At 63.2% G+C, this 25,350-nt stretch carries 33 protein-coding genes, 1 tRNA gene and 1 pseudogene; 26 read left to right on the top strand and 9 right to left on the bottom strand.

Going from position 1 to position 25,350, the window contains the following annotated elements; genetic code table 11:
* Positions 1-179: 179 nt before the first annotated feature.
* The 4 genes from ACYOEI_RS34330 to ACYOEI_RS34315 form a co-directional block, all read right to left on the bottom strand.
* The gene (locus ACYOEI_RS34330; RefSeq protein ID WP_462854696.1) at positions 180-638 is read right to left on the bottom strand and encodes a hypothetical protein; all 459 of its coding nucleotides are present in this window, start codon (positions 636-638) and stop codon (positions 180-182) included.
* A 131-nt stretch (positions 639-769) separates the two neighbouring features.
* On the bottom strand, positions 770-1,075 hold the full coding sequence (locus tag ACYOEI_RS34325) for a ubiquitination-like system serine protease family protein (RefSeq protein ID WP_462854693.1): 306 nt from the start codon (positions 1,073-1,075) through the stop codon (positions 770-772).
* Positions 1,050-1,562 carry a hypothetical protein gene (locus tag ACYOEI_RS34320; protein ID WP_462854690.1) on the bottom strand — a complete coding sequence of 171 codons (513 nt, stop codon included), beginning with the start codon at positions 1,560-1,562 and terminating at the stop codon, positions 1,050-1,052. Before ACYOEI_RS34320 ends, ACYOEI_RS34325 begins: the two co-directional genes overlap by 26 nt.
* Positions 1,552-1,833, bottom strand: coding sequence for a hypothetical protein (locus ACYOEI_RS34315; protein ID WP_462854688.1), 282 nt, complete (start codon positions 1,831-1,833; stop codon positions 1,552-1,554). Before ACYOEI_RS34315 ends, ACYOEI_RS34320 begins: the two co-directional genes overlap by 11 nt.
* Positions 1,834-2,116: 283 nt before the next feature.
* Here ACYOEI_RS34315 and ACYOEI_RS34310 point away from each other — a divergent pair, with 283 nt between their 5' ends.
* From ACYOEI_RS34310 to ACYOEI_RS34205, 22 genes are all read left to right on the top strand, one after another.
* Entirely contained in the window at positions 2,117-2,623 is a 507-nt protein-coding gene (locus tag ACYOEI_RS34310) for a hypothetical protein (protein ID WP_462854686.1), read from the top strand.
* A gap of 94 nt (positions 2,624-2,717) precedes the next feature.
* Positions 2,718-3,089 (top strand): hypothetical protein, encoded by a 372-nt coding sequence (locus ACYOEI_RS34305; protein WP_462854685.1) that lies wholly within the window; start codon positions 2,718-2,720, stop codon positions 3,087-3,089.
* A gap of 51 nt (positions 3,090-3,140) precedes the next feature.
* Entirely contained in the window at positions 3,141-3,638 is a 498-nt protein-coding gene (locus tag ACYOEI_RS34300) for a hypothetical protein (RefSeq protein ID WP_462854684.1), read from the top strand.
* Complete coding sequence (locus ACYOEI_RS34295) at positions 3,635-4,468, top strand: macro domain-containing protein (RefSeq protein ID WP_462854683.1); 834 nt, start codon at positions 3,635-3,637, stop codon at positions 4,466-4,468. The genes ACYOEI_RS34300 and ACYOEI_RS34295 overlap by 4 nt, the downstream gene beginning before the upstream one ends.
* Positions 4,469-4,497: 29 nt before the next feature.
* A complete protein-coding gene (locus ACYOEI_RS34290; protein ID WP_462854681.1) occupies positions 4,498-4,929 on the top strand; it encodes a hypothetical protein in 432 nt (143 codons plus the stop codon).
* A gap of 552 nt (positions 4,930-5,481) precedes the next feature.
* Complete coding sequence (locus tag ACYOEI_RS34285) at positions 5,482-5,793, top strand: hypothetical protein (RefSeq protein WP_462854679.1); 312 nt, start codon at positions 5,482-5,484, stop codon at positions 5,791-5,793.
* Entirely contained in the window at positions 5,790-6,089 is a 300-nt protein-coding gene (locus ACYOEI_RS34280; RefSeq protein ID WP_462854676.1) for a helix-turn-helix transcriptional regulator, read from the top strand. Before ACYOEI_RS34285 ends, ACYOEI_RS34280 begins: the two co-directional genes overlap by 4 nt.
* Before the next feature lie 130 nt (positions 6,090-6,219).
* On the top strand, positions 6,220-6,843 hold the full coding sequence (locus ACYOEI_RS34275; RefSeq protein WP_462854674.1) for a hypothetical protein: 624 nt from the start codon (positions 6,220-6,222) through the stop codon (positions 6,841-6,843).
* Between the two features lie 39 nt (positions 6,844-6,882).
* On the top strand, positions 6,883-8,193 hold the full coding sequence (locus tag ACYOEI_RS34270) for an AAA family ATPase (RefSeq protein WP_462854672.1): 1,311 nt from the start codon (positions 6,883-6,885) through the stop codon (positions 8,191-8,193).
* 310 nt (positions 8,194-8,503) lie between these two features.
* Positions 8,504-8,812 carry a hypothetical protein gene (locus tag ACYOEI_RS34265; protein ID WP_462854669.1) on the top strand — a complete coding sequence of 103 codons (309 nt, stop codon included), beginning with the start codon at positions 8,504-8,506 and terminating at the stop codon, positions 8,810-8,812.
* A gap of 14 nt (positions 8,813-8,826) precedes the next feature.
* Positions 8,827-10,026, top strand: a complete 1,200-nt coding sequence (gene dnaN, locus ACYOEI_RS34260; RefSeq protein WP_462854666.1) for a DNA polymerase III subunit beta — start codon at positions 8,827-8,829, stop codon at positions 10,024-10,026.
* Between the two features lie 53 nt (positions 10,027-10,079).
* Positions 10,080-10,152, top strand: a tRNA-Met gene (locus tag ACYOEI_RS34255).
* Between the two features lie 464 nt (positions 10,153-10,616).
* Positions 10,617-11,096, top strand: a complete 480-nt coding sequence (locus ACYOEI_RS34250; RefSeq protein WP_462854664.1) for a hypothetical protein — start codon at positions 10,617-10,619, stop codon at positions 11,094-11,096.
* Positions 11,097-11,179: 83 nt separating this feature from the next.
* The gene (locus ACYOEI_RS34245) at positions 11,180-11,491 is read left to right on the top strand and encodes a hypothetical protein (RefSeq protein ID WP_462854661.1); all 312 of its coding nucleotides are present in this window, start codon (positions 11,180-11,182) and stop codon (positions 11,489-11,491) included.
* 26 nt (positions 11,492-11,517) lie between these two features.
* On the top strand, positions 11,518-12,939 hold the full coding sequence (locus ACYOEI_RS34240) for a phosphoadenosine phosphosulfate reductase domain-containing protein (protein ID WP_462854660.1): 1,422 nt from the start codon (positions 11,518-11,520) through the stop codon (positions 12,937-12,939).
* 4 nt (positions 12,940-12,943) lie between these two features.
* Positions 12,944-14,578, top strand: coding sequence for a helicase-related protein (locus ACYOEI_RS34235; RefSeq protein WP_462854659.1), 1,635 nt, complete (start codon positions 12,944-12,946; stop codon positions 14,576-14,578).
* A gap of 2 nt (positions 14,579-14,580) precedes the next feature.
* Positions 14,581-15,558, top strand: a complete 978-nt coding sequence (locus ACYOEI_RS34230; protein ID WP_462854657.1) for a DNA methyltransferase — start codon at positions 14,581-14,583, stop codon at positions 15,556-15,558.
* A gap of 1 nt (position 15,559) precedes the next feature.
* On the top strand, positions 15,560-15,892 hold the full coding sequence (locus ACYOEI_RS34225; protein ID WP_462854656.1) for a hypothetical protein: 333 nt from the start codon (positions 15,560-15,562) through the stop codon (positions 15,890-15,892).
* A gap of 10 nt (positions 15,893-15,902) precedes the next feature.
* Positions 15,903-16,664, top strand: coding sequence for a deazapurine DNA modification protein DpdA family protein (locus ACYOEI_RS34220; protein WP_462854654.1), 762 nt, complete (start codon positions 15,903-15,905; stop codon positions 16,662-16,664).
* A gap of 19 nt (positions 16,665-16,683) precedes the next feature.
* Entirely contained in the window at positions 16,684-17,835 is a 1,152-nt protein-coding gene (locus ACYOEI_RS34215) for a hypothetical protein (RefSeq protein ID WP_462854652.1), read from the top strand.
* Between the two features lie 515 nt (positions 17,836-18,350).
* Positions 18,351-18,851, top strand: a complete 501-nt coding sequence (locus ACYOEI_RS34210; protein ID WP_462854649.1) for a DUF1643 domain-containing protein — start codon at positions 18,351-18,353, stop codon at positions 18,849-18,851.
* Positions 18,852-18,898: 47 nt separating this feature from the next.
* Positions 18,899-19,192 carry a hypothetical protein gene (locus ACYOEI_RS34205; RefSeq protein ID WP_462854648.1) on the top strand — a complete coding sequence of 98 codons (294 nt, stop codon included), beginning with the start codon at positions 18,899-18,901 and terminating at the stop codon, positions 19,190-19,192.
* 114 nt (positions 19,193-19,306) lie between these two features.
* On the opposite strand, the gene ACYOEI_RS34200 is transcribed toward ACYOEI_RS34205, so the two are convergent.
* Positions 19,307-20,221, bottom strand: a complete 915-nt coding sequence (locus ACYOEI_RS34200; protein ID WP_462854645.1) for a hypothetical protein — start codon at positions 20,219-20,221, stop codon at positions 19,307-19,309.
* A gap of 171 nt (positions 20,222-20,392) precedes the next feature.
* Here ACYOEI_RS34200 and ACYOEI_RS34195 point away from each other — a divergent pair, with 171 nt between their 5' ends.
* A complete protein-coding gene (locus tag ACYOEI_RS34195) occupies positions 20,393-20,851 on the top strand; it encodes a hypothetical protein (protein ID WP_462854643.1) in 459 nt (152 codons plus the stop codon).
* Positions 20,852-20,853: 2 nt separating this feature from the next.
* On the opposite strand, the gene ACYOEI_RS34190 is transcribed toward ACYOEI_RS34195, so the two are convergent.
* Together ACYOEI_RS34190 and ACYOEI_RS41535 are read right to left on the bottom strand one after the other, a co-directional pair.
* Entirely contained in the window at positions 20,854-21,513 is a 660-nt protein-coding gene (locus tag ACYOEI_RS34190; RefSeq protein WP_462854642.1) for a hypothetical protein, read from the bottom strand.
* 502 nt (positions 21,514-22,015) lie between these two features.
* Positions 22,016-22,273, bottom strand: a pseudogene (locus ACYOEI_RS41535) (hypothetical protein); the annotation flags it as partial.
* 518 nt (positions 22,274-22,791) lie between these two features.
* On the opposite strand from ACYOEI_RS41535, the gene ACYOEI_RS34185 reads away from it, so the two are divergent.
* Entirely contained in the window at positions 22,792-23,262 is a 471-nt protein-coding gene (locus tag ACYOEI_RS34185; RefSeq protein ID WP_462854639.1) for a helix-turn-helix domain-containing protein, read from the top strand.
* A 67-nt stretch (positions 23,263-23,329) separates the two neighbouring features.
* Positions 23,330-23,716, top strand: coding sequence for a hypothetical protein (locus tag ACYOEI_RS34180; protein ID WP_462854637.1), 387 nt, complete (start codon positions 23,330-23,332; stop codon positions 23,714-23,716).
* Positions 23,717-23,953: 237 nt separating this feature from the next.
* On the opposite strand, the gene ACYOEI_RS34175 is transcribed toward ACYOEI_RS34180, so the two are convergent.
* Together ACYOEI_RS34175 and ACYOEI_RS34170 are read right to left on the bottom strand one after the other, a co-directional pair.
* Positions 23,954-24,316, bottom strand: coding sequence for a type II toxin-antitoxin system PemK/MazF family toxin (locus ACYOEI_RS34175; protein WP_462854635.1), 363 nt, complete (start codon positions 24,314-24,316; stop codon positions 23,954-23,956).
* Positions 24,273-24,578 carry a toxin-antitoxin system protein gene (locus ACYOEI_RS34170; protein WP_462854633.1) on the bottom strand — a complete coding sequence of 102 codons (306 nt, stop codon included), beginning with the start codon at positions 24,576-24,578 and terminating at the stop codon, positions 24,273-24,275. Before ACYOEI_RS34170 ends, ACYOEI_RS34175 begins: the two co-directional genes overlap by 44 nt.
* Before the next feature lie 351 nt (positions 24,579-24,929).
* Here ACYOEI_RS34170 and ACYOEI_RS34165 point away from each other — a divergent pair, with 351 nt between their 5' ends.
* Positions 24,930-25,268 (top strand): pentapeptide repeat-containing protein, encoded by a 339-nt coding sequence (locus tag ACYOEI_RS34165; RefSeq protein WP_462854830.1) that lies wholly within the window; start codon positions 24,930-24,932, stop codon positions 25,266-25,268.
* The last annotated feature ends 82 nt before the right edge of the window (positions 25,269-25,350 follow it).

The following is a 25,350-nucleotide window of genomic DNA, read 5'->3' as shown; positions in this document are numbered from 1 at the left end:
TCTCAAAGGAGGAGCAACGCCCACAGGATCCACCATCGGGCATTGCTCGGTTGGTTCGATGTTTCGCCCGGTGGCGAGTGGCGATGTCGGTCGCCGACATCGCGTGGAGGCGGGGGCGATGGGGACGCAGACGGCTTCGGTTGCGAGCCGCGAGGGGAAGGGCCGTTGTAGCCCATCGGTCAGGACCCCGTGCTTGAGCGGTGTGGGTGTGACTCAACCTCTTCAGGCGTGGCGTCTCGGAACATCAGGCCATCCTGCGGCGTGCGGAAGAACACCAACCACTGCTCCTCGGCGTGGTAATGTTTCTGCGGAAACCGCTTGCCGGCGAGGGCCTTTTTCGCGACGCGGCGAAGGTTGGCGATACTCCAGCCACGCCACTCGAACTCCTGCCGAACCCCGTCGTTGTCCAAGGCATCCCGGATGACAGTGGTCGGGTCGTCGTCAGCGTCGATCGCGATGTCTACGGCCACTTCCTCGATCATGCGTTCGCACATGACGCCGAACGGCGAGTAGCGGACGACGGGCTCCAGTAGCACGGTCGGGTGATCGAACTCCCAGCCCTCCGACCATTGCAATGCGAGGAACCGGATGGGGACGCCTTCGGTGACAACGAACCCACTGGATGTCGCGACGCTCATGTTGTCACCTGTGGAGAATGCAGAACGGCACGCTGATCGCGAGGAAGATGATCACGGTCTCGGAGGCGATGGCCACCACGGCACATGCCGCCTCGATGATGGATCGCCTCATGGCGTGAGCTTGCCAGCGATCAACCCTCATCTTCGATCTCGGGCAACTCGACCGTCCGACCCGCGTGGGCGTGCTGGCAGTCGGGCAGGAACTGGAGCTTGCCAGCGGTGAGAAAGAAGTGGCACACAGAGTAGGTGGCACTCGTGTAGTGGATCGATGGCGTGACCGTGGGCCGTTCCATGTCGCCGTCGAATTGCCAACTCGGTCGGCCACCGTCGGTCCGCACGTCGAACGAGTGGAGGCAACCGCAGCCCGGGCACTCGAACTGGTAGCGGTGGCCTTCGTCTCCACCGAGCGGCCTATCGACCTTCCGGAGCTTCGCCATGGGTGTCACCCCGTTGTGATTCGGAGTAGCGGATCGCCCTCGCCTCTCGTCGCGTCATCTTCTCGGGCGTGGCCGGCTTGGCCTTCTGGACATCCGGCCGCTTTGCCGGCGCCGGCAGGGGTATCGGGTCGGTAGGATTCCGCTTCGGCGGGTCGGCCGGTGGGACTCCGACGATCCGACGCTGTGCGGCGAGCTGGCCGTCGAACCCCGAGGTGTGGCACTTCAGGCAGTAGAGCAGGGAGCCGGGTTCGATCGTCCCCCGGCAGTGGCTGCACTCGCCGTCGGTCTCGGGTCGCGAGGCCGACGTGAACATCGGGACGATCTCCCGCTCGGGCACGACCAGGGACGGTCGGGCCTCGCGGAGCCACTCGCGGAAGTCGTCGGAGGAGGCGTAGTTGTCGGACCCCCGCCACTTCGGCTTGGGATCCTTCGGCTCGCCATCGGGCGTCTCGGTCGCCACCTTCGGCTTGGCCCAATCAGCGGGCATGTCGCGCCCCCCCCAGGATCGTGGCCATCCGGTCGAGGACGTCGGGGGCGTGGTCCGTCATCTGTCGGTGTCGCTTCCGTCGCTGCCGATCCGTGCGCTCCAGGGAGAGCACGCGATGGGCGTCCGCCGGCGACAACCCCGACGCGAGGAGCAGCCCGTAGAGCAGGTCGTTGATCCGTCGCCCCTGCGCGTCACTGAGGGTTCGCCCCCTCGTCGCCATCTTCGGCCCACTCACATCGGCCACCTCGCCGTTCAAGCGGATCGCCAGCATCGCGATTCGACCCTCTGGGGTGAAACGGAACCTCTCGCCACGGTGATCGTTGATGGGATGCGGGTTCGGCGGGACGCTGTCTCGGTTTAGGTCTCGCCGGAATATTCCGCGAAGCGGAACCGCGTCATTCCACTGTAAGGGCTGAACCCTGGACTCACAACGCGGATTGATTCCGAATCGGAATTAATTTCCGGAAAAGATTCCAATTCGGATTGACGATTCCTGCGCAGGAGCTATTATTGATTCAGATTCGGAATCAAACCCAAACCAAAGGATCACGACGATGACCACGACGACCGCCAGCCTGACCGCGACCGAGAAGGCCCAGATCCTCCGCAAGTCGCCGCTCCTCCAGGTCGCCAAAGACCTGGCCCTCGAACTGGCCCTCGAGATCATCGACGCGAACCTGGACGTCGAGGGGGCCGAGGGTCGGGTGCGAGACCTGACCTACCGCCTCGAGCGGCTGCTGGGCGACATCTACTCGATGGGCATGGCCGAGGTGGTCGACGAGCCCGAGTCCAGCAGCTCGGACGACGACCTCCGCACGGTGGCCGTCCGGATGCTGTCCGAGGCGACGACCAACGCCGTGAGCTTCGACGCGATCGACGCCCTGTGCGTCCGCCTGGCGTGCCGCCTCAGGGCCAAGGTGGTGACGGTGGCCGGGGCGGTGGGGCTCGAGGGGATGGCGGGCCGCTCGAAGGGCGACGTCATCGCCTCCATCGTCGGGAGGATCCGGTCGGTCAAGCAGTCGGCCGTGCGGGTCGGATGCATCGATCGCAAGGTAGGCTGAGGCTGGCAATGAAGCAGGGCCGTCCCCCGTTGGCGCGGGAGACGGCCCGAGTGGAAAGCCCCCTGGGACCCATCACGATCACGAGGAGTTTCCGATGACCAGTCTAGCATGTCCGCCCGCTCCCGTCCGTACGCTCCGGATCCCGACCCAACCCCAGACCCTCCTCTACGTCAGCCGGACCCTGATCCGTTACGACGACCGCGGCGACTCCGAGGAGAGGGTCTACCTTCGCCGGATGACGATCCGCCAGACGGTCCGCGAGCTGGCCGAGTGCGAGAAGGGCTACCCTCAGGCAGGGTACGCCGAGACCGCACGGAGGAGCGTCGAGGGTGGCTGCGTGTGCGTTCCGCATTACCAGGTCGAGGTCATCGCCATCAGCACGGCCGTCGGGAACCCCATGCGGCCGGAGACGCTGGCCAGGATGTTCCGGATTGCAGGGCTCGAGATGCCGGAGGCGGATCGATGAGCGAAGCCGAACGCCGATCGATACGCCAGGATCCTTCGGCCAGGAGGACGCATGACTGAGTTGCACGCGAAGAACGTTCGAGCGGGCATCCTCGAGACTAGCAAACTGTTCGACAGGGCGGTCGCTGGAGGGAACTGGAAGATCGCCGAGGAATGCATGCGTGGCATGATCAGGATGGCCGACAACGCTATTCGCGAATCGATAGGGGCCAGGCACGAAGCCGACTCGCTCGAAGCGGAGCTTACGACCTACCGGCCACGCCGATCGGACCAACCGGCGGCCCCTCGCCTCCAAGACTACTTCTACGTGTTCACGGCTCGCTTCCCTTGGGTCTGCGCCTCGAAGGCACACCGGCGAGAGCTCTATATCGGCCCCGGATATACCCAAGAGTTCTGGACCCACGACAAGAAGACGGTGTGCGGAAAGCCCGTCTCCTTCTCCGTCTCAGAGCGGTTCGAGAGTGGAGGCTGGCCTCGCATGCACGAACTCTGCTCGGAGTGCGTCGAGCTACTACGTATCGGGTTTTCCCAGGAGGCGATCGGGGAATGACGCCCTTCGACAGCCAACTCTGTACCGCAGTTCATGTCGCCTGGGATCGGGCCCGGAGGGAACGTCGGCCATGTGCCGTCGAGGCTGGGCCCGTCGCCTGGACTGTCCGCGCCGCGGCCGAGACGACGCCGCCGAGATGGTGGCGAGCCTGCGTGGTCCAGGCCACCGACTCGGCCGAGGATCGGGCCGCCATCATCGAGCGGGTAGGGGCCGCCTACCATTCCAATCCGGAATCGATCTCTCGAGAGGTTGTGGCGTTCTACGGGTCGCCGACCCCGCCGACTCCCATCAGGGCAGGCTCCAGGGTCGTCGAGGGCAACATCCTTGAGGCGAACGTCCAGGCCCTCGTGAACCCAGTCAACACCGTCGGCGTGATGGGCAAGGGCCTCGCTCTCCAGTTCAAGCAAACGTTCCCCGCGATGTTCAACGCCTATCGAATCGCCTGCGAGGCGGGATGGGTCAAGATTGGTCAGGTGTATGTCCACGACCGCGGAGCGACGGCCAAGCCGAGATATATCCTCAACTTCCCAACCAAGCGGCACTGGAAAGACCCCTCCAGCCTCGAGGATATCGAGGCGGGGCTCATAGCCCTTGCGGACGAACTGAAGACCCTGGGCATCACGTCGGTCGCCATACCAGCGCTCGGCTGTGGCCTCGGTGGACTGCCCTGGGGTGTCGTCCTCCTCATGATCGAGCGGCTTATCGGGACGATCCCGGGGGTTGAAACGCTAATCTACGGGCCCTCGCCGAACGCCGGTCCCGAACCCGCTCCGAAACCGACAACCCCGCTCGCCACGGGCCGCAAGGTCCAGACCTCGATGTTCGACTGATCCGTTGACCCTCTGTGGAGAATCGACCGATGCTGCCGTCTGATGAGAGCTCCGAGCCGATCCTCGCCCCGGATAAACCGACGCCTGGGCCCTGGACTACTTACGACCCGTGCGACGGCACCTGCGGCTCTTGCTGCACAGTGGACGGATGCCACGAGTGTCACGAGGTCGGCGAGATCTGCGTTAGCGGACCGCCGACGAGTGATTGCTGCGAGCTTCGGTTCGAGCGAGAGGCCGACGCCCGATTGGTCGCCGCCGCCCCCGAACTGCTCGCGGCGGCCGTGAAGGTCGAGAAGCTCCTCGATGTCCTGATGAGCTTCCACGGGACCAATCTCCAGGTCTACGGATGGCACCTGAACGGCGAGCCCGAACCGTGGGACAGCTTCATCGACGACAACTCGGACGGCACCGAACTGGAGTCGCTCAGGGACGCGATCGCGAAGGCCAGAACGTCCGCCTGATGGCCGATTGATCGCGTCGACCGCGACCGATAAGTCGCGACGGCCGCCCGCTCATTCCAAAACGGCGTGCCCAGGTTCCACATCGAAAACGCGGGACTTATTCTCACAGGTTCGGGCGTTCTCCGTCCGGGTGCCGGTCCGGGTACGCGATGGCATCGGGCGTCGGTCTCTCGCGTCGGCCAAGGACAGGGCCGCTCCAACGCATCATGCTCGGTTCGAGGGTGGTCAGCTTGGCTCTCTCAGGTTCGCTGGTAGTTTCGACGGCTGGCGCAGGGGGAGCGTTGCCCCTGATCTGCCCGTCGATTGCCCGAGGGTGAGCACGACTTGTGAGGGTCTGACGATGGCGGATTTGCTGAGGCCGGAGGATGCGAATCGGTGTAGTCCGTTCCGGCACGTCTGGCGGGATCTCTCGCATCCGATGCGGGATCAGATACGGAATCAATTCTCTCGCTTCAGCGAACGTGAACTGACCGCCTATCGATGGTCCAGGTTGACCAGCCGTGGTAGCGATCAGTCGCTGTGGGTGCCCGAGTAGCTCCGGAGGTAACGACGGTGAGTAAGGCCAAGGTGATCGTAATGGGTCCGGAGGCGGCGGCGAGGTTCGCCCATCAGCTCCGGGCGCCGGCCGACCCGGACGTGATGTACTTGCGGGCCCGGGTCTACTTCGCGGCCGGGTGGTGTCGTGAGGCCCGCGAAGTGGCGGCCGAGCTGCGGGGATGGATCCTCCACGGCGGCCCTCCTCCCCGGGGGATCCATCCGGCCGAGGCTATCGAGTTCTGCAAGATCGTCGAGGACATCGCCGGCAAGGCCGTGCCGGCCGATCGGTGCGTCGCGGGAACCGGATCCTGGGAGGTCTCCCCGTGAGGACGCTCCGATCGTCGGCCGGGTCGGACTTCGCTCGACGGCTCCGAGTGGCCAGGCTGGCGGCCGGATTCCGGAGCCAGTCGGCGGCGGCCAAGGCCCTCGGGATCGCCCAGGCGTCCTACTGGCGGTTCGAGACCGATGCGAATCCCAGGTGGGAGACATTCGTCCGTATCCTCCGGCTGGGGTTGCCGCTCGAACACTTCTTCCCGCACGAGGCAATCCTCGAAGCGGCCGATCGCGTCCGTGTCGCCGAGACTGATTCCGAATCGGAAAATAATTCCGAAATGGAATCTTGATTTGGAATTATTTCCGGGATAATATCAGTATGAGCGGCGGCAATCGCTTCATCACATCCGAGGAACGATGATGAATGGCCTTCCGAAACGCGACCCGCATGGGTGCTATCGATTCGCGGACGGATCCTGGGTGCAACCCGAGTGGACGACCGAGGGCTGGAAATGGATCGCGTTCTGGCCCGACGCAACCCGCGTCCGCATTGATGACGGCCAGCAGGGCATCTTCGGGACTCCCGAGGAGGCGGCGAAGCCGATCCTCGAGGCAATCAAACGGGCGGAGCCTCCGGAGGTCGCGGCGGCCAGACTCAGGCTGCCCGAGCCCGATCAGCACGGTCGGTATCAGTTCGCCGACGGATCTGTCATCCAGCCCTCGAGCCGAGGGAAGTACATCGCATTCTGGCCCAACCGAGTCCCCCTCCGCGGGGACAACGACGAGACGAGCTACTTCAACAGCCCGGAGGAGGCGGCCGTCCCGATCCTCGACAACCTCGACCACGCCTCGGGTAGCACGCAGGTAAAGCCGACCAGGCCCGATTCCCTGGAGCGGTCTGTCGGCCTGATTGAGGGGGACGCTGAACGCTGCACGCTCTTCTTGAGCCGCGTGAGCACCTCCAGTGACGACGCCGAATACCGACGCGCGGAACTGTGCATCGTCAACTCTTCGCTGTCGCTCGCCGTGGTCGGACTTAACGTCTCCGACCTCCGCCAACTCTCTGAGTTCCTGGAAGAGTTCGCCGACCTCCTCGATGCCTAATCCCGATCCTGTTCCAACAATCCATCGAAAGGATGACTGATGTTTCACGTCCACAAATTAGAGGTCGAGTCGTTTAAGGGTGTCCGGGCCGTCACCATCGAGTTCCCGGACACCGGCGGGGTCGTCGAGGTGTGCGGGGCCAACCACCAGGGCAAGTCGTCCGTGATCGACGCGATCTGTGCGGCCGTCGGTGGACTCCGAGAGAGCCCGACGAAGCCGATCCGCGAGGGGTCGCTGCGGGCCAGGTCGACCGTCGACCTCGGGGACCTGCTCGTGGTCCGGACCTGGGACTCCGGCGGCTCCAAGCTGACCGTGACGGCCAAGGAGGGCTCGAAGATCAGCCGGCCCCAGGAGGTCCTCGACCGGCTGTTCGACCGCAGATCCATCGACCCAGCCGCGTTCGCCAGGCTGAAACAGGCAGATCAGGCGGAGACGTTGCGGGACCTGGCCGGGCTGGACTTCGGAGAGATCGACCGGGAGATCTCCGGGCTGAAGGCCGATCGGACGAACCTGACCCGACTGATCAAGCAGCAAGAGGCAAAGCTGGCCGGGACGCCCCAGGTCGAGCCGACCGAGCCGGTCGATATCGATGCACTGAACGCCATGTACCGTGAGGCTTCAGTTCACAACTCCCGGCAACTGACGATCCATGATCGGGCCGACGACAAGTCCCGCGAGGTTACCAGCCTGCTACTGACGATCGCCAACCTTGAGGCGAATCTCGCTGAGGCGAAGCAACGTCTTGAGGCTGCCCAGGCTGCTAAGGCCAGGCTCGAGTCCTCGATGGTCGATATCATCGACACAACTAAGATCAACGAGGAGATCAACACTGCCTGGGCGACGAATGACCGTGCCCGCGCCTATCGCGAGCGGCAGTCCCTCGAGGACGCACTGAGGGAGAGCCAGGACGAGTCGGACCGGCTGAAGGACAAGATCAAGGACGCCGAGGATCGGCGATACCGGATCTTGGACGAGGCGAAGTTCCCGGTCGAAGGGCTGTCGGTGGACGGCGACGTCGTGACCTACCGGGGCGTCCCCTTCGACCAGGTCTCCGCGTCGGAGTCGATCCGAGTCAGCCTGGCGATCGCCGCGGCCCTCAACCCGGAGCTCGGCCTGATCGTGATCAAGGACGGGTCGCTGCTCGACGAGACGACGCTCCGCGACGTGGCCGAGTGGGCGGCCGCTCGGGGCTACCAGGTGATCGTCGAGCGGGTCGCGAACGCCACGATCGGCATTGGCGTGGTGATCGAGGAGGGGTCGGTCCGCGAGGCGGTGGGGCTGCGGGCCACGTCCGGACGGGCACGAAGCTCGCAGGTCCCGAGCATGTTCGACGAGCCGGCCCCCGCCTGATTCGGAGCGGGGCAGGGGCCACGCCGGCCCCTCGCCGTCGGGGCGTGAGGCTCGCCCCCCGATGAGGCCCCCAGCAGGGCCGAAACGGCACACCCGCCGCGAGAACCACCGAGACCGATCCAATGATCCGCGTCCCCACATGCGCCGAGCACGCCAAGGGACTGGCCATGTCCTTGGCCGACAAGCTCGGCCGATCGACCCGCGTCACCCTCGACCCCCACGAAAACTGGTGGGTCGGTTTGTCCGACACCGAGAAGCCTCGGGACCACCGACTCCTCACGACCTACACACCACGAGCTCCGAGGGCCCAGTGCGACCAATCCTCTATATCAAACGTCGCGGCAGCCGGCTGACCGAGGTCGACGACCTCGACCATGCGATCCGATTGGCCGAATCACCTGACGACGCCGGCCGCACCTGGTGGCTTGTCGCCGGGTCCTATCCGGCCGAGGCGACGATTCAACTCGGCCAGCTCCGCGCCGGCAACCATCCGAATCAGATCAACATCAACTACCTCCACGCGGAGATAAGGGCCGGACTGCGCCCCGACCTCGGTCCGCTGACGTCCGACGATCCTTGCCCCCACCTTTCCGCACTGACGAACAACTGCTCCCCCTGAGACGAAAGGCCCCCATGCCCTCCCTGCTGACGAAGACCCGATCCGTGATGCTCGACCGAGCCGCCTTCCATGACGCGCTCGGGGCGGTCGCCGCGGCGATCCCATCCCGGACCCCGAAGCCGATCCTCCAGAGCGTCTACCTCAAGATCGACCCCGAGAAGGGGACGGAGCTCATGGCGACCGACCTCGAGGTCGGGATCCGCCATCGCGTCCTCGGCGTGAAGTCCGACGAACCGCTCGACCTCGTCCTGCCGACCCGCCACCTCCAGTCGATCCTCTCGGCCTCGCGAGACAAGGAAGTCGAGATCACCGTCGAGGACGAAACACCGGGGGCGGTCATCCGGGGTGCCCGTTGGCGGTTCACGCTCTCGACCGAGGACCCCGGCCTTTACCCCCAGGTAAAGGACTTCGAGGAAACGAACTATCACATCATCGTCGCCGCGGATTTCCAAAAGATGATCCGGCGGACGATCGTCGCGTGCGACGCCGCTTCGACGAGATACGCGCTCGGCGGCACGTATTTCGAGGCGACCCGAACCGGTGTTTCGCTCGTGGGGGCCGATGGCCGACGCCTCGCGATACAGAAGGCCCCGGCCGAGATCGAGGGGACGGGGGCTGCGGTCTCCGAGGGCGGTGGCGCCGTCCTCCCCATGAAAGCATTAAAGCTGGTCGATCGGATCCTCGGCGACGCCTCTTCCGAGCCGCCGGTCCACCTGGCGATCGTGACGCAGGGTGGATCGTCGGTCCCGATGGGAATGGTGGTGAGGACCGAGCGAGCGGTCATCCACAGTCCGCTCGTCCAGGGTCGATTCCCCAGGTATGTGGATGCGATCCCGACCGACGTGAAGTCCACAGCCGACGTCACGGTCGGCGAGCTCAGAGGAGCCGTCGAGCAGGCGGTGATCGCGACGAACGGCAAGGAAAGCCGCGGCGTCGATTTCGTGTTCGGCCGCGACAAGGGCGGCGAGGGGCTCGTGACGCTGGACGCCCAGGCGGCCGACCGGGGCGAGGGGCATGTCGAGCTCCCCCTGATCCTGAAGGGCGGCGACGTCGGCATCTGCCTGGACGGTCCCTACCTCCTCGAAGGGCTGAAGACCCTCGAGCCCGGACTCTCGATCCGCATCGGCCTGATCGACGACCGCATGCCATGCCGGTTCGACGTCGATGACGGCTACACGTATGTCATCATGCCGCTGACAATGGTCGAGAAATAAAACGATTCCGATTCGGGATTGACATCGATTCCACATCGACCTAGATTGATTCTTGCGGCGTGGAGCAGTGGTCAGCTCGCCGGGCCCATACCCCGGAGGTCGGCGGTTCGAGCCCGCCCGCCGCGACTCTCAAGTTTTCCGCCAAGCGAAGTCTTACGGGTACTACCCCTTGATGATGCCGAACCCCATTCGTAGTGCCGTGGGCCACCGCCGACCCTTCCCTCGCGGGGGATTGGTTAAAGCGGTGGCCGAGCGTGAAACGAGGGGCAAATCACCCTGGACGGCCGCCGCGAAGGGCGTCCAGGGTCACGATATGCGAAAGCCCGGGTCCTGCCCTTGACGCCGTCGGCTGCACCTTCGACGTAATCGCATCACCCCATGGCCTAGCATCCGAGACGGCCCGGTCATCCCGCGAGGGACGGCCGGGCCGTTCTCTTGCGCCACACTGGAATCAAACTCAGAATAAAATTCCAATTCGGGATTGAAACAGGAATCATTTCCGGTATTATTCCATTACGGAAACGAAAAAGGCCCGCGACCGCTGACACGATCGCGAGCCCGGTGGCCGAGCTGGCAAAGGAGCCCGACCGATGGCAACTGTGCAGGAATCCCCGGTCCGCGTCAAGTCCGCCCCCAAGGCCCCGAGCGGGTCGACCCGACTCACCCTCCACATCAACGGCACCGCCTACGGACTCCGCCTGGTTCCGTGCGACGCCCACGCCGCCGAGGTGTGCTGGGAGGTCAAGCGGTCGGGCCAGGAGCCGTACCACGTGAGCCAGCACGCCCACGGGTGCGAATGCACGTGTGCCGACTTCGTCTTCAACCGCGACGGGAAGGATCCGGAAGGGTGCAAGCACATCCGGGCGCTGACCGTGCACGGACTCCTGACCTACCGATCGGGCCCGGTCTTGCCTCGGGTCGAAGACGCATACGGGGACATGCCTCGCCGGGTCGCCAACCGCGGTCCCCTGGCTCCTCCATCATCGCTCCACCGGGGCGAGCTCGCCGAGTTCGTCCGAGGCTGCGACTCCGACGACACCATCGGCGGCCAGCCCGGCCACGACGCCTGACCTACCTTTCCGGGCGGCCACTTGGCCGCCCGGCCAACATCCCACACCAGTCCATTCCTCCCTCACCAGAAAGGATCAGACTCGTGAACGTGGTCAGGAACGGAAAGCTGTTTGTGAACCTCGCCGGATTCACCACCGCAACCTTTGGGCGCACGAAGGAAGGCCAATCCAAGCTCGTCATCAGGTACGCGGATCACTCCATGTCCCTCACGGGGAAGCCTGCCTTGGCTGTCGCCAAGAGGCTCGAGGCGTTGGCGGTTGATGCAGAGGCGACGCCGGGCAACGACACCCTGTACCGCGAATTCGTCCGGGCCGGCGGCAAGCTCGACAGGGGAGCTTGGGATCATATGCGCGGCCACATCGTCCCCTCGCTCAATCAATCGTCGTCGGTCTGATCGACTCCATACCAAAGGCACCGACGATGAGACGGCAAGCCTCCATGTTCGAGTCGGATCGGATCGACCTCTCCGACTCGATCGGCCTGACGATCCAGTCCCTCGAGGCGTACGGCGACCGCTACCGTCACTGGGCGGTCGCCTATTCGGGGGGGAAGGATTCCTCTACCCTCCTGACCCTGATCGCACACCTCTTCCGGACTGGACGCCTTCGCAGGCCCGAACGTCTGACGGTCCTGTACGTCGACACTCGGATGGAGTTCCCTCCCCTCGAGGATGCCGCCAGGGGGATGCTCGACGTTCTCCGCGGCGAAGGATGGGACTGCCGAGTCGTCATGCCCGCGATGGACGATCGCTATTTCGTGTACATGTTCGGGCGAGGCGTGCCGCCGCCCTCGAACACCTTCCGCTGGTGTACTGGCCAGCTCAAGGTCGAGCCGATGGTGGCCGAGCTCCAACGGATGGCGGTCGAGGCTGGGTACGGGCGATTTGTTGACGGCAAGTATCGCTCACTCGACCTCGATTCCCTCGAGTCCGATCCGCAATACCTGGACACGATGAAGCGGCTTCGCGCCGCCCTCAAAGCCGAAAAGGCGGCACCACTCCTGTTCGGGGTCGCATCTTCATCGAACCATGCCATTGAATCGCTGAAGGCGGAACTCAGAACGATCGCAGCCCGAGTCGTCCCGAAACCAAACCGGGTGCTCATGCTTACCGGAGTCCGCCAGGGCGAGAGCGCCGTCCGCGACCAGCGGATCGTCATGTCGTGCGGCAAGGCCGGCGCCGAGTGCGGCCAGGGCTGGTATCAGGAGTCGCTCCCCGAGGACCTGACCGACACCCTCGCCCCGATCCTCCACTGGCGGCAATGCCTTGTCTGGGATTGGCTCGTCGGGGCCCTGTCGCCAGAGTACCGCCACGGCTACCCGACCTCGATGGTGGCAGAGGCGTACGGACTCAGCGAAGAGGGCAGCGATGCCGAGAACGACACCCGCACTGGTTGTAACGGTTGCCCGCTTGCGACCCGTGACCGTGCCCTCGAGAACCTCAGTGGTAAGCCACGGTGGGATTACCTCGCCCCGCTCGAGAGGCTCCGGCCCTTATTTCGGTGGCTAAAGCTCCCCGAAAACCGCCTCCGCAAACCAGGCGGTGAACGTCGCGGGGACGGCACCCTGTCCCGAAACCAGAACCGCATGGGCCCCCTGACGATGGAGGCCCGACGGCTCGGCCTCGCGGCGGTGCTCGATATCCAGAACGCCGTGAATAGCCTTCGTCCCAAAGGCATGCCTCGATACGACACCCTCAACCCCGAGGAGGTCGCCCGCATCGAGGAACTGATCGACGCCAACACCTGGCCCAACGGATGGTCGGGCGACGAACCCCGCGCCGACCAACCGTACCGAGAGACCCACTCGGACGGGACGGTCCAACTCACCTACTTCGGAGCCTGAGCCCGTGGTCGCCACCCCCGAGATTGCATTCCGAGATGATCAGCTCGCGGTGAGGTTCGATCGCTTCGACACCGAGAGCTACGACCTCTTCCTCCGCGTGAAGCGACTCCCCGAATACCAGGTCGAGTTCCACCCCGACGACGAGACCTACTCGATCACGGCGCCGGCGAGGTTCGCCTCGATGCTGGGCGTCGAGCGGCCGGTCGGCGGGCGAGAGGATCTGCAGCCTTCGAAGTTCCTGTTCGACGACCAGGCGGCGATCGTCCGGATGGCGCTCGAGGCGAAACGGTTCGCCGTCTGGAGCGACTGCGGCCTGGGCAAGACGGTCGTGTTCCTCGAGTGGGCCCGGCACGTCATCCACCGCACGGGCGGCCGAGTGCTCATCGTGACCATGAACGAGATCGTGCCCCAGACGATCGACATGGCCCGGCAGTTCTACGGCGACTCGCTACCCATCCACCGAATCACCTCGCGTCAGGAGATGCGGGAGTGGTGCGCGGGGTCCGGGTCGGGCCTCGCGATCGTGAACTACGAGAAGTGGAACCCCGAGGACCTGGCCCGTCAGGTCGTCTCCGAGGCCCGGCAGCTCGCGGGGATCGTGCTCGACGAGTCGTCGCGACTGAAGACCGGCGGTGGAAAGCAGAAGTGGGCCCTCATCAAGAGCTGTCGAGGGATCGAATATAAGCTCTCGTGTACGGCAACGCCCGCGCCGAACGACGTGATGGAGTTCGCCTCGCAGGCGTCGTTCCTCGAGAAGATGCGGTCCGAGGGGGAGATCCTCTGGACCTACTTCACCCGCGACCCGAAGACCCACCGGTGGACCGTACGGCCCCACGCCCGCGCGGCGTTCTTCGAGTTCATGGCCGGCTGGAGCATCTACGTCAGGGACCCTCGCCGCTACGGGTGGAGGGCCGGGATGGAGCCGGTGCCGCCGCCGGAGATGTTCGTCCACGAGCTCCCCATGACCGACAAGCAACGCTCCCACCTGGGCGAGCTCTCGGCGGAGCCGTCGGGCCAACGCCTGATGTTCGGCACCAAGGAAACCAACGCGATCCAGCGGAACCGGCTCGGCCAAGTCGCGAAGGGGTTCCGCTACCGCAAGGGGAAGTCGAAGGGCTCGCGACGGGTCGAGCGGGTCGACTCGCTCAAGCCAGGATTCGTCGCCGACCTGATCCGTTCCGAGGCCGAGGCGGGCCTCCAGGTCCTCGTCTGGACGATCTATGACGCTGAGGCGGACATCCTGGCCGAACGGCTGGCCGGCTTCGAGGGGCTCGACCTCCTGACCGGGAAGACGGCCGAGAAGGATCGGCTCCATATCCTCGAGCGGTTCCGTCGGGGTGAGTCCAAGGTCCTGGTCTCCAGGGCCAGCATGCTCGGCTACGGCATGAACTTCCAGAACTGCGGATCCATGATCTTCAGCGGGTTCAACGACTCCTACGAGTCGTTCTACCAGGCGATCCGCCGCGCCTACCGCTACGGCCAACTCCGTCGCCTGCGAGTCCACCTCCCGGTCGTGAACGAGCTCGAGGGGGACATGCTCGAGAACCTGTGGCGGAAACAGTCGGACCACGAGGCGGCGATCGCCGAGATGGAGCGGAACTACCTTTCGGCTTCGAGGTTCATCAGGGGAGCAGCCTGACCATGAGAGTACGCGCCGAGATCTGGGGCGAGGATTGCATCGCGGGCCTTGCGACGCGGGTGCCCGACGAGTCGGTCCACCTGACCGTAACCTCGATACCCTTCGAGGAGCTCTTCACCTACAGCGGGAAGGTCGAGGACGTCGGCAACAACGGGTCGACCGTCGACATCCGGGCGGGCCGGTTCGCGTTGAACATGAGGTTCGTCGCCTCGCAGTTATTCCGGGTCACCCACCCCGGCTGCAACGTCTGCGTCCACATCCAACAACTGCTCGCCTACAAAAACCAACATGGGTTCATGGGTCGGCGGGACTTCCGCGGCGCCATGATCGATGTCTTCGGGGCGGGTGGGTTCCTCTGTCAGGGCGAGTTCGCGATCCAGAAGGATCCGCAGACGATGGCCCAACGGCTCAACCTCCACTCGCTCCAGTTCAAGACCGGCTACGGGCGAGACTCGCGGCTCCTCGCGCCCGCCGTCAACGATTACGTCCTGATCTTCCACAAGCCGGGAACCCCTTCGACGCCCGTGCGGCCGCTGGTCCACACGACGAACCCGACCGGATGGGTGACGACCGACGAGTGGATCCGCGACGCCCACGGGATCTGGACGGACATCCTCGAGATCGACGTCCTCGACGGTGCTAGGCAGGCCAAGGAAACGGACCAGGAGAAGCACGTCTGCCCGCTCCAGCTCAGCCTGATCCGACGGCTTGTCAGGCTCTACTCGAACCCCGTCTCGATCCAACCCGACGTCACCATCCTCGACCCCTTCATGGGGATCGGCTCGACGGCCTACGTCTGCCTCGGGGGCGAACGTGTCCACGACGGCCCAATCGAATCGCCGCGTAACGTCATCGGCTTCGAGCTCAAGGAGTCGTACCACCGGACGGCCGTGAAGAACGTCGCCCGCGCACGCACCGAGGCGAAGCGGCGGGAGAAGTCGCAGTCCCAGGCCGACATGTTCTCCCCCGTCGAGGCCTGAGATGGGCGTGATGAAACGTCTCTACACGGCCAAGCACACGGGCCGCCATGTCTCCGCAGTTCTCCTCGCGTGGGGCGGCACGACCCCTCGGCACAAGCCCCCGACGATTTCGGCCCTCGGTCGCGAGCTCGTCGGGGCCGTCGAGGCGCACGCGAACACGGCCGCATACGTGGCCGAGGTGAAGTCGCTTCAACGGCCCGAACTAACCCAGCCCGTTTACGTCGCGATCGAGCCGAAGCGTCCGGAAGCTCCCGCGCCGGTGCCATTCGCGGAGCTCCTGCCATCGAGGCGGTGTGACGATGGGCCGAGGTCCCAGGGCTCGATGTTCGATTGAAAGGATCCGCGTGACCTTCTTCCTTGGGACGCACGAACCCTCATGGCTTTCGAGGACGAACGTACCTCTGTTCGTCTCGCGACGAAGGCTCGCCAGGCTCAAACAACTCCCGGTGGCGAGGGGCGTGTGGGCGCTCGACTCGGGCGGCTTCACCGAGCTCCAGAAGTACGGGACCTGGCGTACCGAGCCGAAGCGTTACGCGGAGGAGGTCAGCCTGTGGAGGGACCAGATCGGAGGGATGCAGTGGGCGGCGGTCCAGGATTGGATGTGCGAGCCACACATGCTCGAGAAGACCGGACGATCGGTGGCCGAGCATCAGGCCCTGACAATCCAGAGCTACTTCGACCTGAAGTCGCTCGCACCCCAGATTCCTTGGACGCCAGTCCTCCAGGGATGGCGGATCGACGACTACGTCGACCACGTCCAGCAGTATGCCGCCGCCGGCGTTGACCTCAGTCGACTGCCCATCGTCGGGGTTGGATCGGTCTGCCGGCGCCAGGCGACGGCAGAGGCAACCGAGATCTTCGGAGAGCTGGCGAGGATCGGGATCCGCTGCCACGGCTTCGGACTGAAGGTGCAGGGCTTGCGGAACTCGGCAAGGTCGCTCGCATCAGCCGACTCGATGGCGTGGAGCTTCCGGGCCAGGAGGTCGCCACCCTTGCCGGGATGCCGCCACAAGAGCTGCGCCAACTGCCTGAGATTCGCGCTGCGTTGGCGCGAGAACGTCGTCCGGGTCATCCGAGGCCCGGTCCAGTGTTGTTTCGGTTGGTAAACCCCAGGGAGCTTCAACAATGAAAGTCGGTACGAAATCTGTCCTGTTCGGCGCCCACTGCTTTTTCATCCACCCGTGGTTCGTTGCCCTCGCCTGGTGGCAACTCTACGGATTCCCCTGGGATCCTCGACTCTGGGTGGCGTTCTTCCTCCACGACCTCGGCTACTGGGGCTCGCCCAACATGGACGGCCCCGAGGGCGAGCGACACGTGGAGTGGGCCGCCAGGGTCATGGGGAGGCTTTTCGACAATACTCGCTTCAATACCGCACGTTTCGGCGAGGACGCTCACCTCGGGATGCGGTTCGCCACAAAGCGGGACACGTCCTACTGGCACGACCTCTGTATGTATCACTCGCGGTTCTACTGTCGCCGCGACGGTCGCCATTACTCCGAGCTCTGTGTGGCGGACAAGCTTGCCTTGTACCTTGAGCCGTGGTGGCTGTACCTGCCCCGGGTCATGCTCAGTGGGGAGATCAAGGAGTACATGATTGAGAAGATCGGCGGCGGTACGGGCAAGTACAAGGGCGAGCCGAATTCCGCCTACGTGGAGTCGCAACTCGCTCTCGGCTCGATCCGGGGCTGGCATCGGGGGACCGCCGCCTACTGCCGGGATTGGGCATGGGCACACAAAGACGGCCGGGCCGACACTTGGACCCCGACGCAAGCCGGAGCACCCGCATCGTCCACGGCGGGCACCGTCATCGAGGCGAAATCGTCCGCCGGTGACGAGGACACACCGTGGCGATCGGGGCTGAGACGCCTGATCGATCGCATCCCCCACTTCGACGTCGGTGATGGACGAGGCGACATATTCTTTCGTCGCTGGAAGCTTATACCTACGCCATGGGTCGGCATCTATCTGCACCAGTTCTTCCGATCCGACAATGACCGGTGCCTCCACGATCATCCGTGGGCGTTCGTCTCCGTCATACTGCGCGGTGGCTACTGGGAGGAGATGGCCGACGGGCGCCACTGGCGAGGGCCTGGCTCGATCCTGGTCCGCCGGGCCGAAGATGCACACCGCATCGAGCTCGAGCCTGGGACACGGCCCTGGTCCCTCGTCTTCGTCGGGCGGAAGGTCAGGCCGTGGGGCTTCCACACCATCAGGGGCTGGATTCCCTGGGTTAAAGGCCAACCAAACCCGGTGTGTGAGACGGGTCCGCAGTCGTGAGGACTCTCGATGCTCTGGGAATTATCGCATCGCTTCGATCATCGCGCTCTTCCGCTCGCCGATCGGCACTACTCTCGCCAGAAGCCGGGAACGCCTCAGTTCGTGGCCCCTTCGAAGCCTGTCGTCCTGCTCACGCCCGCAGCCGACGCACTCTGGGTGACGATCCGTCAGCGACCCGAGTACACGAAGCATGCGTGGCCTGGGGCATGGTTATGCTCACTCTTCCGGAACGAGGGACCGACCCTCTCAAGCGAGTTGATCGGCTCTGCCGTTGCAGCCACTCGCTTCGAACTTGGCGACCCACCGGCGATCGGAATCGTGACTTTCGTGGATCCGGAGAAGGTTCGGAGGAAGCGAGATCCGGGCAGATGCTTTCGTAAGGCGGGCTGGACACAACTCAAGGAGCGGACAAAGGGTGGGCTAATAGTCTACCAGCAACTTCCGCAGGACATGCCGGAGCCACATCCGGCTGGGGAGTGGATGCCGCTGTTCGCGGGAGTTAAGGAGACTTTTCAGTGATTCAAACGACTTTCATAGATGGCAACGTGAAGGAGGCGTTCCTTTCGCCCTGCGGTCTGTACCGCTACACGCTCACGAGGCAGTGGGACAACGGTCCCTACGTCAACTGGCTGATGCTCAACCCCTCGGTCGCGGATGCGAGCCGGAGCGATCCGACGATGGTGCGGTGCGTTAACTACGCCAAAGCCTGGGGTTACGGGGCGATCGTCCTCACGAACCTGTTCGCGTTCCGGGCGACCGATCCTCGGGAGATGAAGCGAGCCGAGGATCCCGTTGGCCCGGAGAACGATCGGATCGTGATGGAGGTCGCCCGAGAGGCGGGACTGGTTGTCGCGGCGTGGGGGAATCACGGCTCCTACCGCGATCGCGGTCGCCAGGTCATGAGGATGTTTGCCACCGAACGGATTTCGCTGAACTACCTCTCGATGACGAAGGAGGGATACCCGTCCCATCCCTTGCGGCTCAGGGCAGACCTGAAGCCCCAACGGTTCAACTGATGCTCCGTTCGCAGACCTGGCAATGGTGATCGAGGAGGATGACTGAGATGGGGAACCTTTCAAAGAATCCGTGGTTGATCGTGGTGTTGCTCGCCGCCGTCTTCTTGGCGACCCTGGTCGCCTTGCGGGCGATAGAGGCGATCAACCCGACGTCGGCCGACCCCAGGGAGGTCGACGTCTTGCTGCGTCTTGAACGCGAGTCCGCCGAGCGACGATGGCGTTGGCACTCCGCAGAGGAGCATCGGGAGTGGATCGGAGAACATCGGGAGTGGATCGAATCCCTAAAATCGAAGGCCAGTCGGGCACCCAAGAACTATGTCGGTTGCGAGGATACCCACTAACCTGAGGGAGGAACTACAGGAGATAATGACGAGTTCGATTTTGACGCTGAGACCGAGGTTATTGACGCTGTCATTGCAGCGGCCAAGCGGGAGTTGTGTCGACCTTTATCGTCCTTACGTAGACGAAGGAGGAACTCTTTCTTCGCCCTCAATCCAAATTGTAAATGGAATTGTTCGGGCGCCAAATTGGGAAAATGCTATACACTCACATACGTGTGCTCTGCAAAACGCCTCTTTTTTCAGAGAACCGGATCGACTGAGGAACTCGGGAATCGCAATATTGATAACATCTTGAATCCATCCCTTGGGATACAGGCTCCCTCCTGGGAGCCAGGAGTTGAGCACCATCATCAGCCGATCTTCCGAAACTCGCACCAATTTGCTGTCACTTGCGAGAACTGGCTTCCCCATTTCTCGCGGAAACACAAAACCAAATTGAACTTCCTGCATCGGAATCGGCAAGTTGGTCGGATTGTGGACTGAGAACTGAATAATGTATCCGTGCTGTCTATCATGATCCTTCTCTCGGAACGTAGCAGAGCAATTCGCTGTTATCGGAAATCCTTGAAGGTGAGGAACCAGCAACGCGGTGGGATCGATCTTTGAGGAGTCTGATTTCTCCTCCAAGTGCCGCTTTACACGCGATCGCAATTGATTTTTGAGCTTCTCGATATTGCCCTCGTATATAAGAAATGGGTACTGCTTGAGGTCGAATGGGATCTTGTCCGCTTCCTGAATCAATAAGATGGTTGGCTTGCCGAGAGCATGAGCATATCCAGTCTCGTAAAAGACATTCGGGTTCGATTCAGTCAAATCCGCAACAATAAGATCTGCTTTATTGATTTGATTGTAGATCCTATCGAGAATAGTCCCCTCGTGAACCTGCTCGTCGACTCTCTCGCAATAAGCTCCTGCGCCTTTACACGCCTCTTTGATGCCCAACTTGTAAATGTCGTTGAATGCAGCTTTGAATGGCATTAGGACGAATACGTATGGCTTGGGGCGTGTATTCGACGTCTTCTTGGCCACCTCTGGCCTCCTTATGGATGTTTAGTATCGTGGTCCACCATTCTGCCGACGGAATCCCGCCAAGGCAAGCCTGACCCTCTTACGGCAGGGCGGGGAACGGCGGGATTTTGTCGTATTTGCTTGTCCGGTGTACGCATGCTACGATACGGGTGTTCCAAAGGAGGAATACCCATGTCTGCAAATCCGACCCCACGCCAGTTCGTCGAGCAGATCAGCGAGGCGGCCACGTTCCTCGGAGAACGATTTCCGATAGCCGTCTCCATGCTCCAGGATCTCGCCAAGCAGCTCGCCCCGATGGCCGATAGCGCACACGGCAGCGTCACCGCCTTGACCGCCGCCAAGTTGAATCTCGGTTCCCCTCAAGACGCCTGGTCCGGGCCCGAGGACGAGATCGAACCCGAGATCCGCCCCACGTGCTGCGTGAGGGCGAGGCAGCTCATCCAGATCTCGACCGATCCCCTCACGGGGCAAGCGCACGGGCCCGACGACTGGTGCCTCCACCTCAGGACGACTGGGGTCGAGACCACGTTCGCGGGCGAGCCCGTCGTGTCATCCGGAGGGTTCGTCGAGATCGGTATCGAATACTGCCCGTTCTGCGGGGAACGACTCGAATCCGCCTGGGTGGAATAGGATCAGGTCGACGATTGAGCCAACGAGGCGGCCAAGGTCGGGATCCATTGGTCAACCAGAAGGCCCGACCAGCTCTCCCAGTTCATCCCCTTCGCATCCACCAGGTCCCGTGGATCGACCCATCCAATCGGCGCGATCTCCGGGCCCATCCCGGCCGGTTCCTCGGACGCGACTCGCACCTCATAGATGACGCCCAGGTGGACGGACCCGACCTCGTCGGTGTCATCGTGGATGAGGCCGATCAAGCGTAGCTCGCAACTCGACGAAAGCGCCATCTCCTCCGCGATCTCGCGGACCATGCCGCTGTGAAGCGTCATACGGTTCTGGAAGAGGTCGGGATACTCTGAGTCGACCTGGTTCACATGTCCGCCGATGCCGATCGAGGCCTTCGCATGGAGCCTCGCCTCGCCACCCATCTTGCTTCGGCGATAGGCGAAGACCCGTCCGCCCGAGGTTAAGACCCCATAGGGGATGAGTTGCTTCCAGGTCGAATCTCGCTCCAACTGCTCGGTCCTGGGGCGGAACGTCGCCTCCGTGAGAAGGTGCTCGAGAATCGTCTCGACTCTCGGCATGTCCAGTAGCAGGCCGCTGAACCAACCCGCCTGGCGGAGTGCCTCCGCTGGCGACCCCAGGATCCGCTCCGTCCCGTCCAGTTTCCCCATCTGATTCGCCCCTTGCCTCAAGGCTTTGGTCGGTCGTTCCGGAATCCGATTCGAGGCTAATTGATTCCGATCCGGAATTCAATTCAGGATTTGATCCTGGATCGTTGGACTCGCCCGTGGCCGCCAGAATCATCTCGTCAGTCCAGCCCGCGAGGCGCAGACCGGCCAGACCCACGCGACGTCGGGTCTCGTCGCCGGACGACATCATCTCGAGGAAGAACGGGACGTCATCCGACGCGGGGGCCAGGGTGGGCTCGTGCGGTGCAGGGGGCTGGTAGTAGCCGTATTGGGTCGGTTTGGAGCCGGTCGGCGGCGGCCCTTGGGCTGCCTGGCCGACGGCCGGCGATTCTTTTTTCTTTTTCTCCCCTTTATAAGAGTTCTGTTCGCGCTGGCGCGACGGAGTTTGTTGCGCCGATGCGCCAGCCCCATTCGCGCCGGCGCGAGTCCCCCTGAGCTTCCAGAGCAGGACGAATCCCTCGTCGATCCGGGCGATCAGCCCGAGCTCGTCGGCCTTTGCAACGTTTCGGTAAGCGTTCCCGACCGAGCAGTTGAGGCATCGGGCCACCGTCCGCACGGAGGGGTTGCAGACGGCCTTCCGACCCCAGGCGAACGAGTTCAGCACCGTCAGCAGTAACTTCAGGTGGTCGGGGATTTTCGGATCGAACAGTATCTCGCGGGGCAGGGTGGGGTCCGGGGCCTTCCATTCGGGTCCGGTCGCCTTGACTTCGCCCGGTGGGCGCGTAAACTGATCGCTGTGCATTGGAGGGTGCTTTCCTCGAGTGCATGAAGACTTGGCCCCGGGCGCCAACCCAGGTCCAAGCGAACGAATGTGAACGGGGATCTGGGCGCCAACCCAGTGCCCCCTCGCGATCGAATCAAGGCCCGTCCGCGTCCCTCAGACGCTGGCGGGCTTTTTCATTGGTCCGTCTCCGCGAGCCGATCATCCCGATTGCACCGACGAAGGCCGGCCGATCGGAAACGATTTCAGGCTCGCATCCCTGAATTTAACCACACCGACACACGCCCGTCCACTCCTAAAAGCCGTTATGCAAAGGGGTTACGAACAGTTGACCCCGTATGCGAACGACGCCACGCACATCGATCGGCCGCTAACCCTTAAGATTTAGCGGGTTGCGACGAGGATCGTTATCCCTAGTGCGGGATGAGGCGCAGCCTCAATGTAAACATTGTGGTTTACAAGGTAAACAGGACGATTTACCTTGGATGGGACGATCGCTTTCTCGCCGTACGGGCCTCAGTAGGAGAGGTGGAGCGACCATGCCGGAATCCGGCCCATCGGCCACGACCTCATTCGGACAACTCGTGAGCGACGCGAGGCGCAGGGCTGGTCTGACCCAGGATCAACTCGCCCTTCGCCTGGGGGTCCACAAGCAACGGGTCTCGGGCGTCGAGCGAGGCGCCGCCAGCATCAGCCTGCGGGAACGCTGCCGATGGGCGGCCGAGTTGCGGATCGATCCCAAGCTCGCGGCCCCGGAGCTCGACGGGGGGATCCTCGAGACCTCGGGACCGGTCCGCCAGCTCCGCCTCGTGAGAGACGAGACCTCGAGCCGACCCACCGACCTGGTCCCTCGGTCGGCCGAAGACCTCGCGTTGCTCCGTTCGCTCCTCGAGGACCTGAGAGTGTCTGGGGTCCAGCTCGGCTCGTCCCCGGCCACCTGGACCTACCTGGCCCAGCGTGCCGCGGAGCAGGGTGTTTCCGTCTCGATTCGATTCGAGGTCAACTCGTAAGCCGTGCTTACAGGTTCAGCGGGCCTGGTAGTATCCGATCCAAACCAATCCGTGGGAGACGTGTGTCATGGGCGATGAGAAGCTCGGAGAGTCCCGCAAGTCCACCGAGTCCACCTGGTCGATCGCGTCAGTCCTCGCGGAACTGGAACGACGCGGCTCGGAGGCTGACTGGCTATTCCGCCCTATAGTCTCTGCGGACGCCAGCGTCCCGTACCCGAAAGCGTTCGTAGCCGACGGTCCTAACTTCCGGCTTGAGCGGCGTGCACCCCAACGCTACATGATCCCGATCAGCCCTCTCGACCGGGATAAGCTCGACCGGCTGGCCCGTGACCTCGCGGTCCAGGGGAAGATCGACGACGACCCCGATCGGGAACTCGCCAGGCTCGATGCGGCGATCCTGAGCGAGATGATGCGGGATGCTTCGGCAGAACTGAATGGGCAACGCCCTAAGTAACCCGAACATTCCGTGCAATCGATACAAAATAAACTCAATCGAACATAACAGCCATTATCCGACCATATAGAGCAGGGGAGCCATTGTGAGGTTTGGACTTACGTCTCTGATAATGTTTCCCAAAATCGGACGTTCAACTTGACCATCGAGCGAACCCTTTCCGCTGGCGCACGAAAAGGCCTCCCCTGCCGGGGCAAGGAAGGCCTTCAAATACTTGGTTTGTTTGCCGGGCGTCTATCAGAAATCGAGCAGGAATTCGAGGGCCAGTTTGACCATGTTCATCGTGCCCGGTGACGCCACACCGCGGCGGCGGATGAGTCGAGATGTCGAGACGGATCTGATATTCTCTGTCATGATGACACTAGGTTTGGTTAGGCCGCCCTCCGGTGGGTTGACTGGGACTTGACTCGGGATACCACGGTGAGTGCCAGTGATCGGGAGCACAATGACCAGGTCCCGAGGACTCATATTGAAAAGGTCCGCGGAAACGATCAATGCGGGCCGGATGCCCGACTGCTCGCGTCCCACCGTTGGGTCCAGATCAACGTCCCAGATCTCACCTTTTGCGGGCTTTGCCGCTGGGCTGCTCTTGATGCTCATCGGACGGCTTCTCCTGTTCGAGGCCATCGGCGAGGGTTGCTTCCCACGCTGAGTCCTCATGTCGGAGGTCAGCCCACGCCACAGGATCGGCTTTAGCGGCCTCGCACGCAGCGTTGAAGTCCGCCCAGAACTTTTTCCGCCGGAGATCATGGACTGCCTCATCGACCACCGCCGTGATGGTGGCGTTCGATTTGGAGGCCAGATCGCGTAGAAGTTCATGCGTGGACCGGCTGACCCGAATTGTCAAACTCGAATCAGGCATGAGCCCACTCCTTGCCATGACGCCCTCTGTGCGTCCCTACGCTCGGTTACTCCCAGCTCCGGATGCGGGTATCTTCGAGCGTAATGGGCCTGGACTCGCCAAGGTCCGAGCCACAGAGAGCTACCCTTGGGATTCCCCATCTCATGGGTTGTCCGAACGAAGTTCGGATGTCGCTTAGGCTGCATCGCAAAGATGTCGCCTTGAGCAACGACTGGATTGTATACTCTCCTGTCACCTAATCAAGCCCCCTGCCCTTCGTCTGGGACGTTCTGATTGCCGTCGACGTATCGTCCCGACCGTCTAGCTTGTCCTGGTGGAATCGACGGTGAGCGACGTATTGAGGGCAGCGTCATGGATTGCGAGGAAGCGCTAAAGCTGCTCAAGGGCGGGTTCGAAGGGATTCGCAGATGGAACGATTGGCAATCAGATAATGATAACCATGTATCAATTCGGCGTCCCGACCTCAGTCGGGTCGACTTGTGTGGGGCCGACTTAGGCAAGGCCAACCTTCGCAGAGCCATTCTTAGCGGAGCCGATCTTAGCCGGGCTAACTTGGGCTTCGCCGACCTTAGTGTGGCTGATCTAACTGAGGCCAACCTAAGTGAGGCTGACCTAAGCTTGGCCAACCTTGGTGTGGCTAATCTTAGAGGCTATCCGGTAATCCGAAAATTTCGTAACCTACGCCTGTAGAAGGAGTCAGGCCGATCGACATCTGTCCGAGGATTATTCCCATGCGTAAGTCCTATCCCTCCGACCTCAGCGACGAGCAGTG

This window comes from Singulisphaera rosea, assembly GCF_054877945.1.
This window is presented reverse-complemented; position numbering and strand designations above follow the sequence as displayed.

Bases quoted from the DNA above. Each gene is read 5' to 3' on its own strand.
- ACYOEI_RS34330 (WP_462854696.1), bottom strand. From the start codon at position 638: ATGAGCGTCGCGACATCCAGTGGGTTCGTTGTCACCGAAGGCGTCCCC.
- ACYOEI_RS34325 (WP_462854693.1), bottom strand. From the start codon at position 1,075: ATGGCGAAGCTCCGGAAGGTCGATAGGCCGCTCGGTGGAGACGAAGGC.
- ACYOEI_RS34320 (WP_462854690.1), bottom strand. From the start codon at position 1,562: ATGCCCGCTGATTGGGCCAAGCCGAAGGTGGCGACCGAGACGCCCGAT.
- ACYOEI_RS34315 (WP_462854688.1), bottom strand. From the start codon at position 1,833: ATGCTGGCGATCCGCTTGAACGGCGAGGTGGCCGATGTGAGTGGGCCG.
- ACYOEI_RS34310 (WP_462854686.1), top strand. From the start codon at position 2,117: ATGACCACGACGACCGCCAGCCTGACCGCGACCGAGAAGGCCCAGATC.
- ACYOEI_RS34305 (WP_462854685.1), top strand. From the start codon at position 2,718: ATGACCAGTCTAGCATGTCCGCCCGCTCCCGTCCGTACGCTCCGGATC.
- ACYOEI_RS34300 (WP_462854684.1), top strand. From the start codon at position 3,141: ATGACTGAGTTGCACGCGAAGAACGTTCGAGCGGGCATCCTCGAGACT.
- ACYOEI_RS34295 (WP_462854683.1), top strand. From the start codon at position 3,635: ATGACGCCCTTCGACAGCCAACTCTGTACCGCAGTTCATGTCGCCTGG.
- ACYOEI_RS34290 (WP_462854681.1), top strand. From the start codon at position 4,498: ATGCTGCCGTCTGATGAGAGCTCCGAGCCGATCCTCGCCCCGGATAAA.
- ACYOEI_RS34270 (WP_462854672.1), top strand. From the start codon at position 6,883: ATGTTTCACGTCCACAAATTAGAGGTCGAGTCGTTTAAGGGTGTCCGG.
- dnaN (WP_462854666.1), top strand. From the start codon at position 8,827: ATGCCCTCCCTGCTGACGAAGACCCGATCCGTGATGCTCGACCGAGCC.
- ACYOEI_RS34250 (WP_462854664.1), top strand. From the start codon at position 10,617: ATGGCAACTGTGCAGGAATCCCCGGTCCGCGTCAAGTCCGCCCCCAAG.
- ACYOEI_RS34240 (WP_462854660.1), top strand. From the start codon at position 11,518: ATGAGACGGCAAGCCTCCATGTTCGAGTCGGATCGGATCGACCTCTCC.
- ACYOEI_RS34230 (WP_462854657.1), top strand. From the start codon at position 14,581: ATGAGAGTACGCGCCGAGATCTGGGGCGAGGATTGCATCGCGGGCCTT.
- ACYOEI_RS34225 (WP_462854656.1), top strand. From the start codon at position 15,560: ATGGGCGTGATGAAACGTCTCTACACGGCCAAGCACACGGGCCGCCAT.
- ACYOEI_RS34215 (WP_462854652.1), top strand. From the start codon at position 16,684: ATGAAAGTCGGTACGAAATCTGTCCTGTTCGGCGCCCACTGCTTTTTC.
- ACYOEI_RS34205 (WP_462854648.1), top strand. From the start codon at position 18,899: ATGGGGAACCTTTCAAAGAATCCGTGGTTGATCGTGGTGTTGCTCGCC.
- ACYOEI_RS34195 (WP_462854643.1), top strand. From the start codon at position 20,393: ATGTCTGCAAATCCGACCCCACGCCAGTTCGTCGAGCAGATCAGCGAG.
- ACYOEI_RS34190 (WP_462854642.1), bottom strand. From the start codon at position 21,513: ATGGGGAAACTGGACGGGACGGAGCGGATCCTGGGGTCGCCAGCGGAG.
- ACYOEI_RS34185 (WP_462854639.1), top strand. From the start codon at position 22,792: ATGCCGGAATCCGGCCCATCGGCCACGACCTCATTCGGACAACTCGTG.
- ACYOEI_RS34180 (WP_462854637.1), top strand. From the start codon at position 23,330: ATGGGCGATGAGAAGCTCGGAGAGTCCCGCAAGTCCACCGAGTCCACC.
- ACYOEI_RS34175 (WP_462854635.1), bottom strand. From the start codon at position 24,316: ATGAGCATCAAGAGCAGCCCAGCGGCAAAGCCCGCAAAAGGTGAGATC.
- ACYOEI_RS34170 (WP_462854633.1), bottom strand. From the start codon at position 24,578: ATGCCTGATTCGAGTTTGACAATTCGGGTCAGCCGGTCCACGCATGAA.
- ACYOEI_RS34165 (WP_462854830.1), top strand. From the start codon at position 24,930: ATGGATTGCGAGGAAGCGCTAAAGCTGCTCAAGGGCGGGTTCGAAGGG.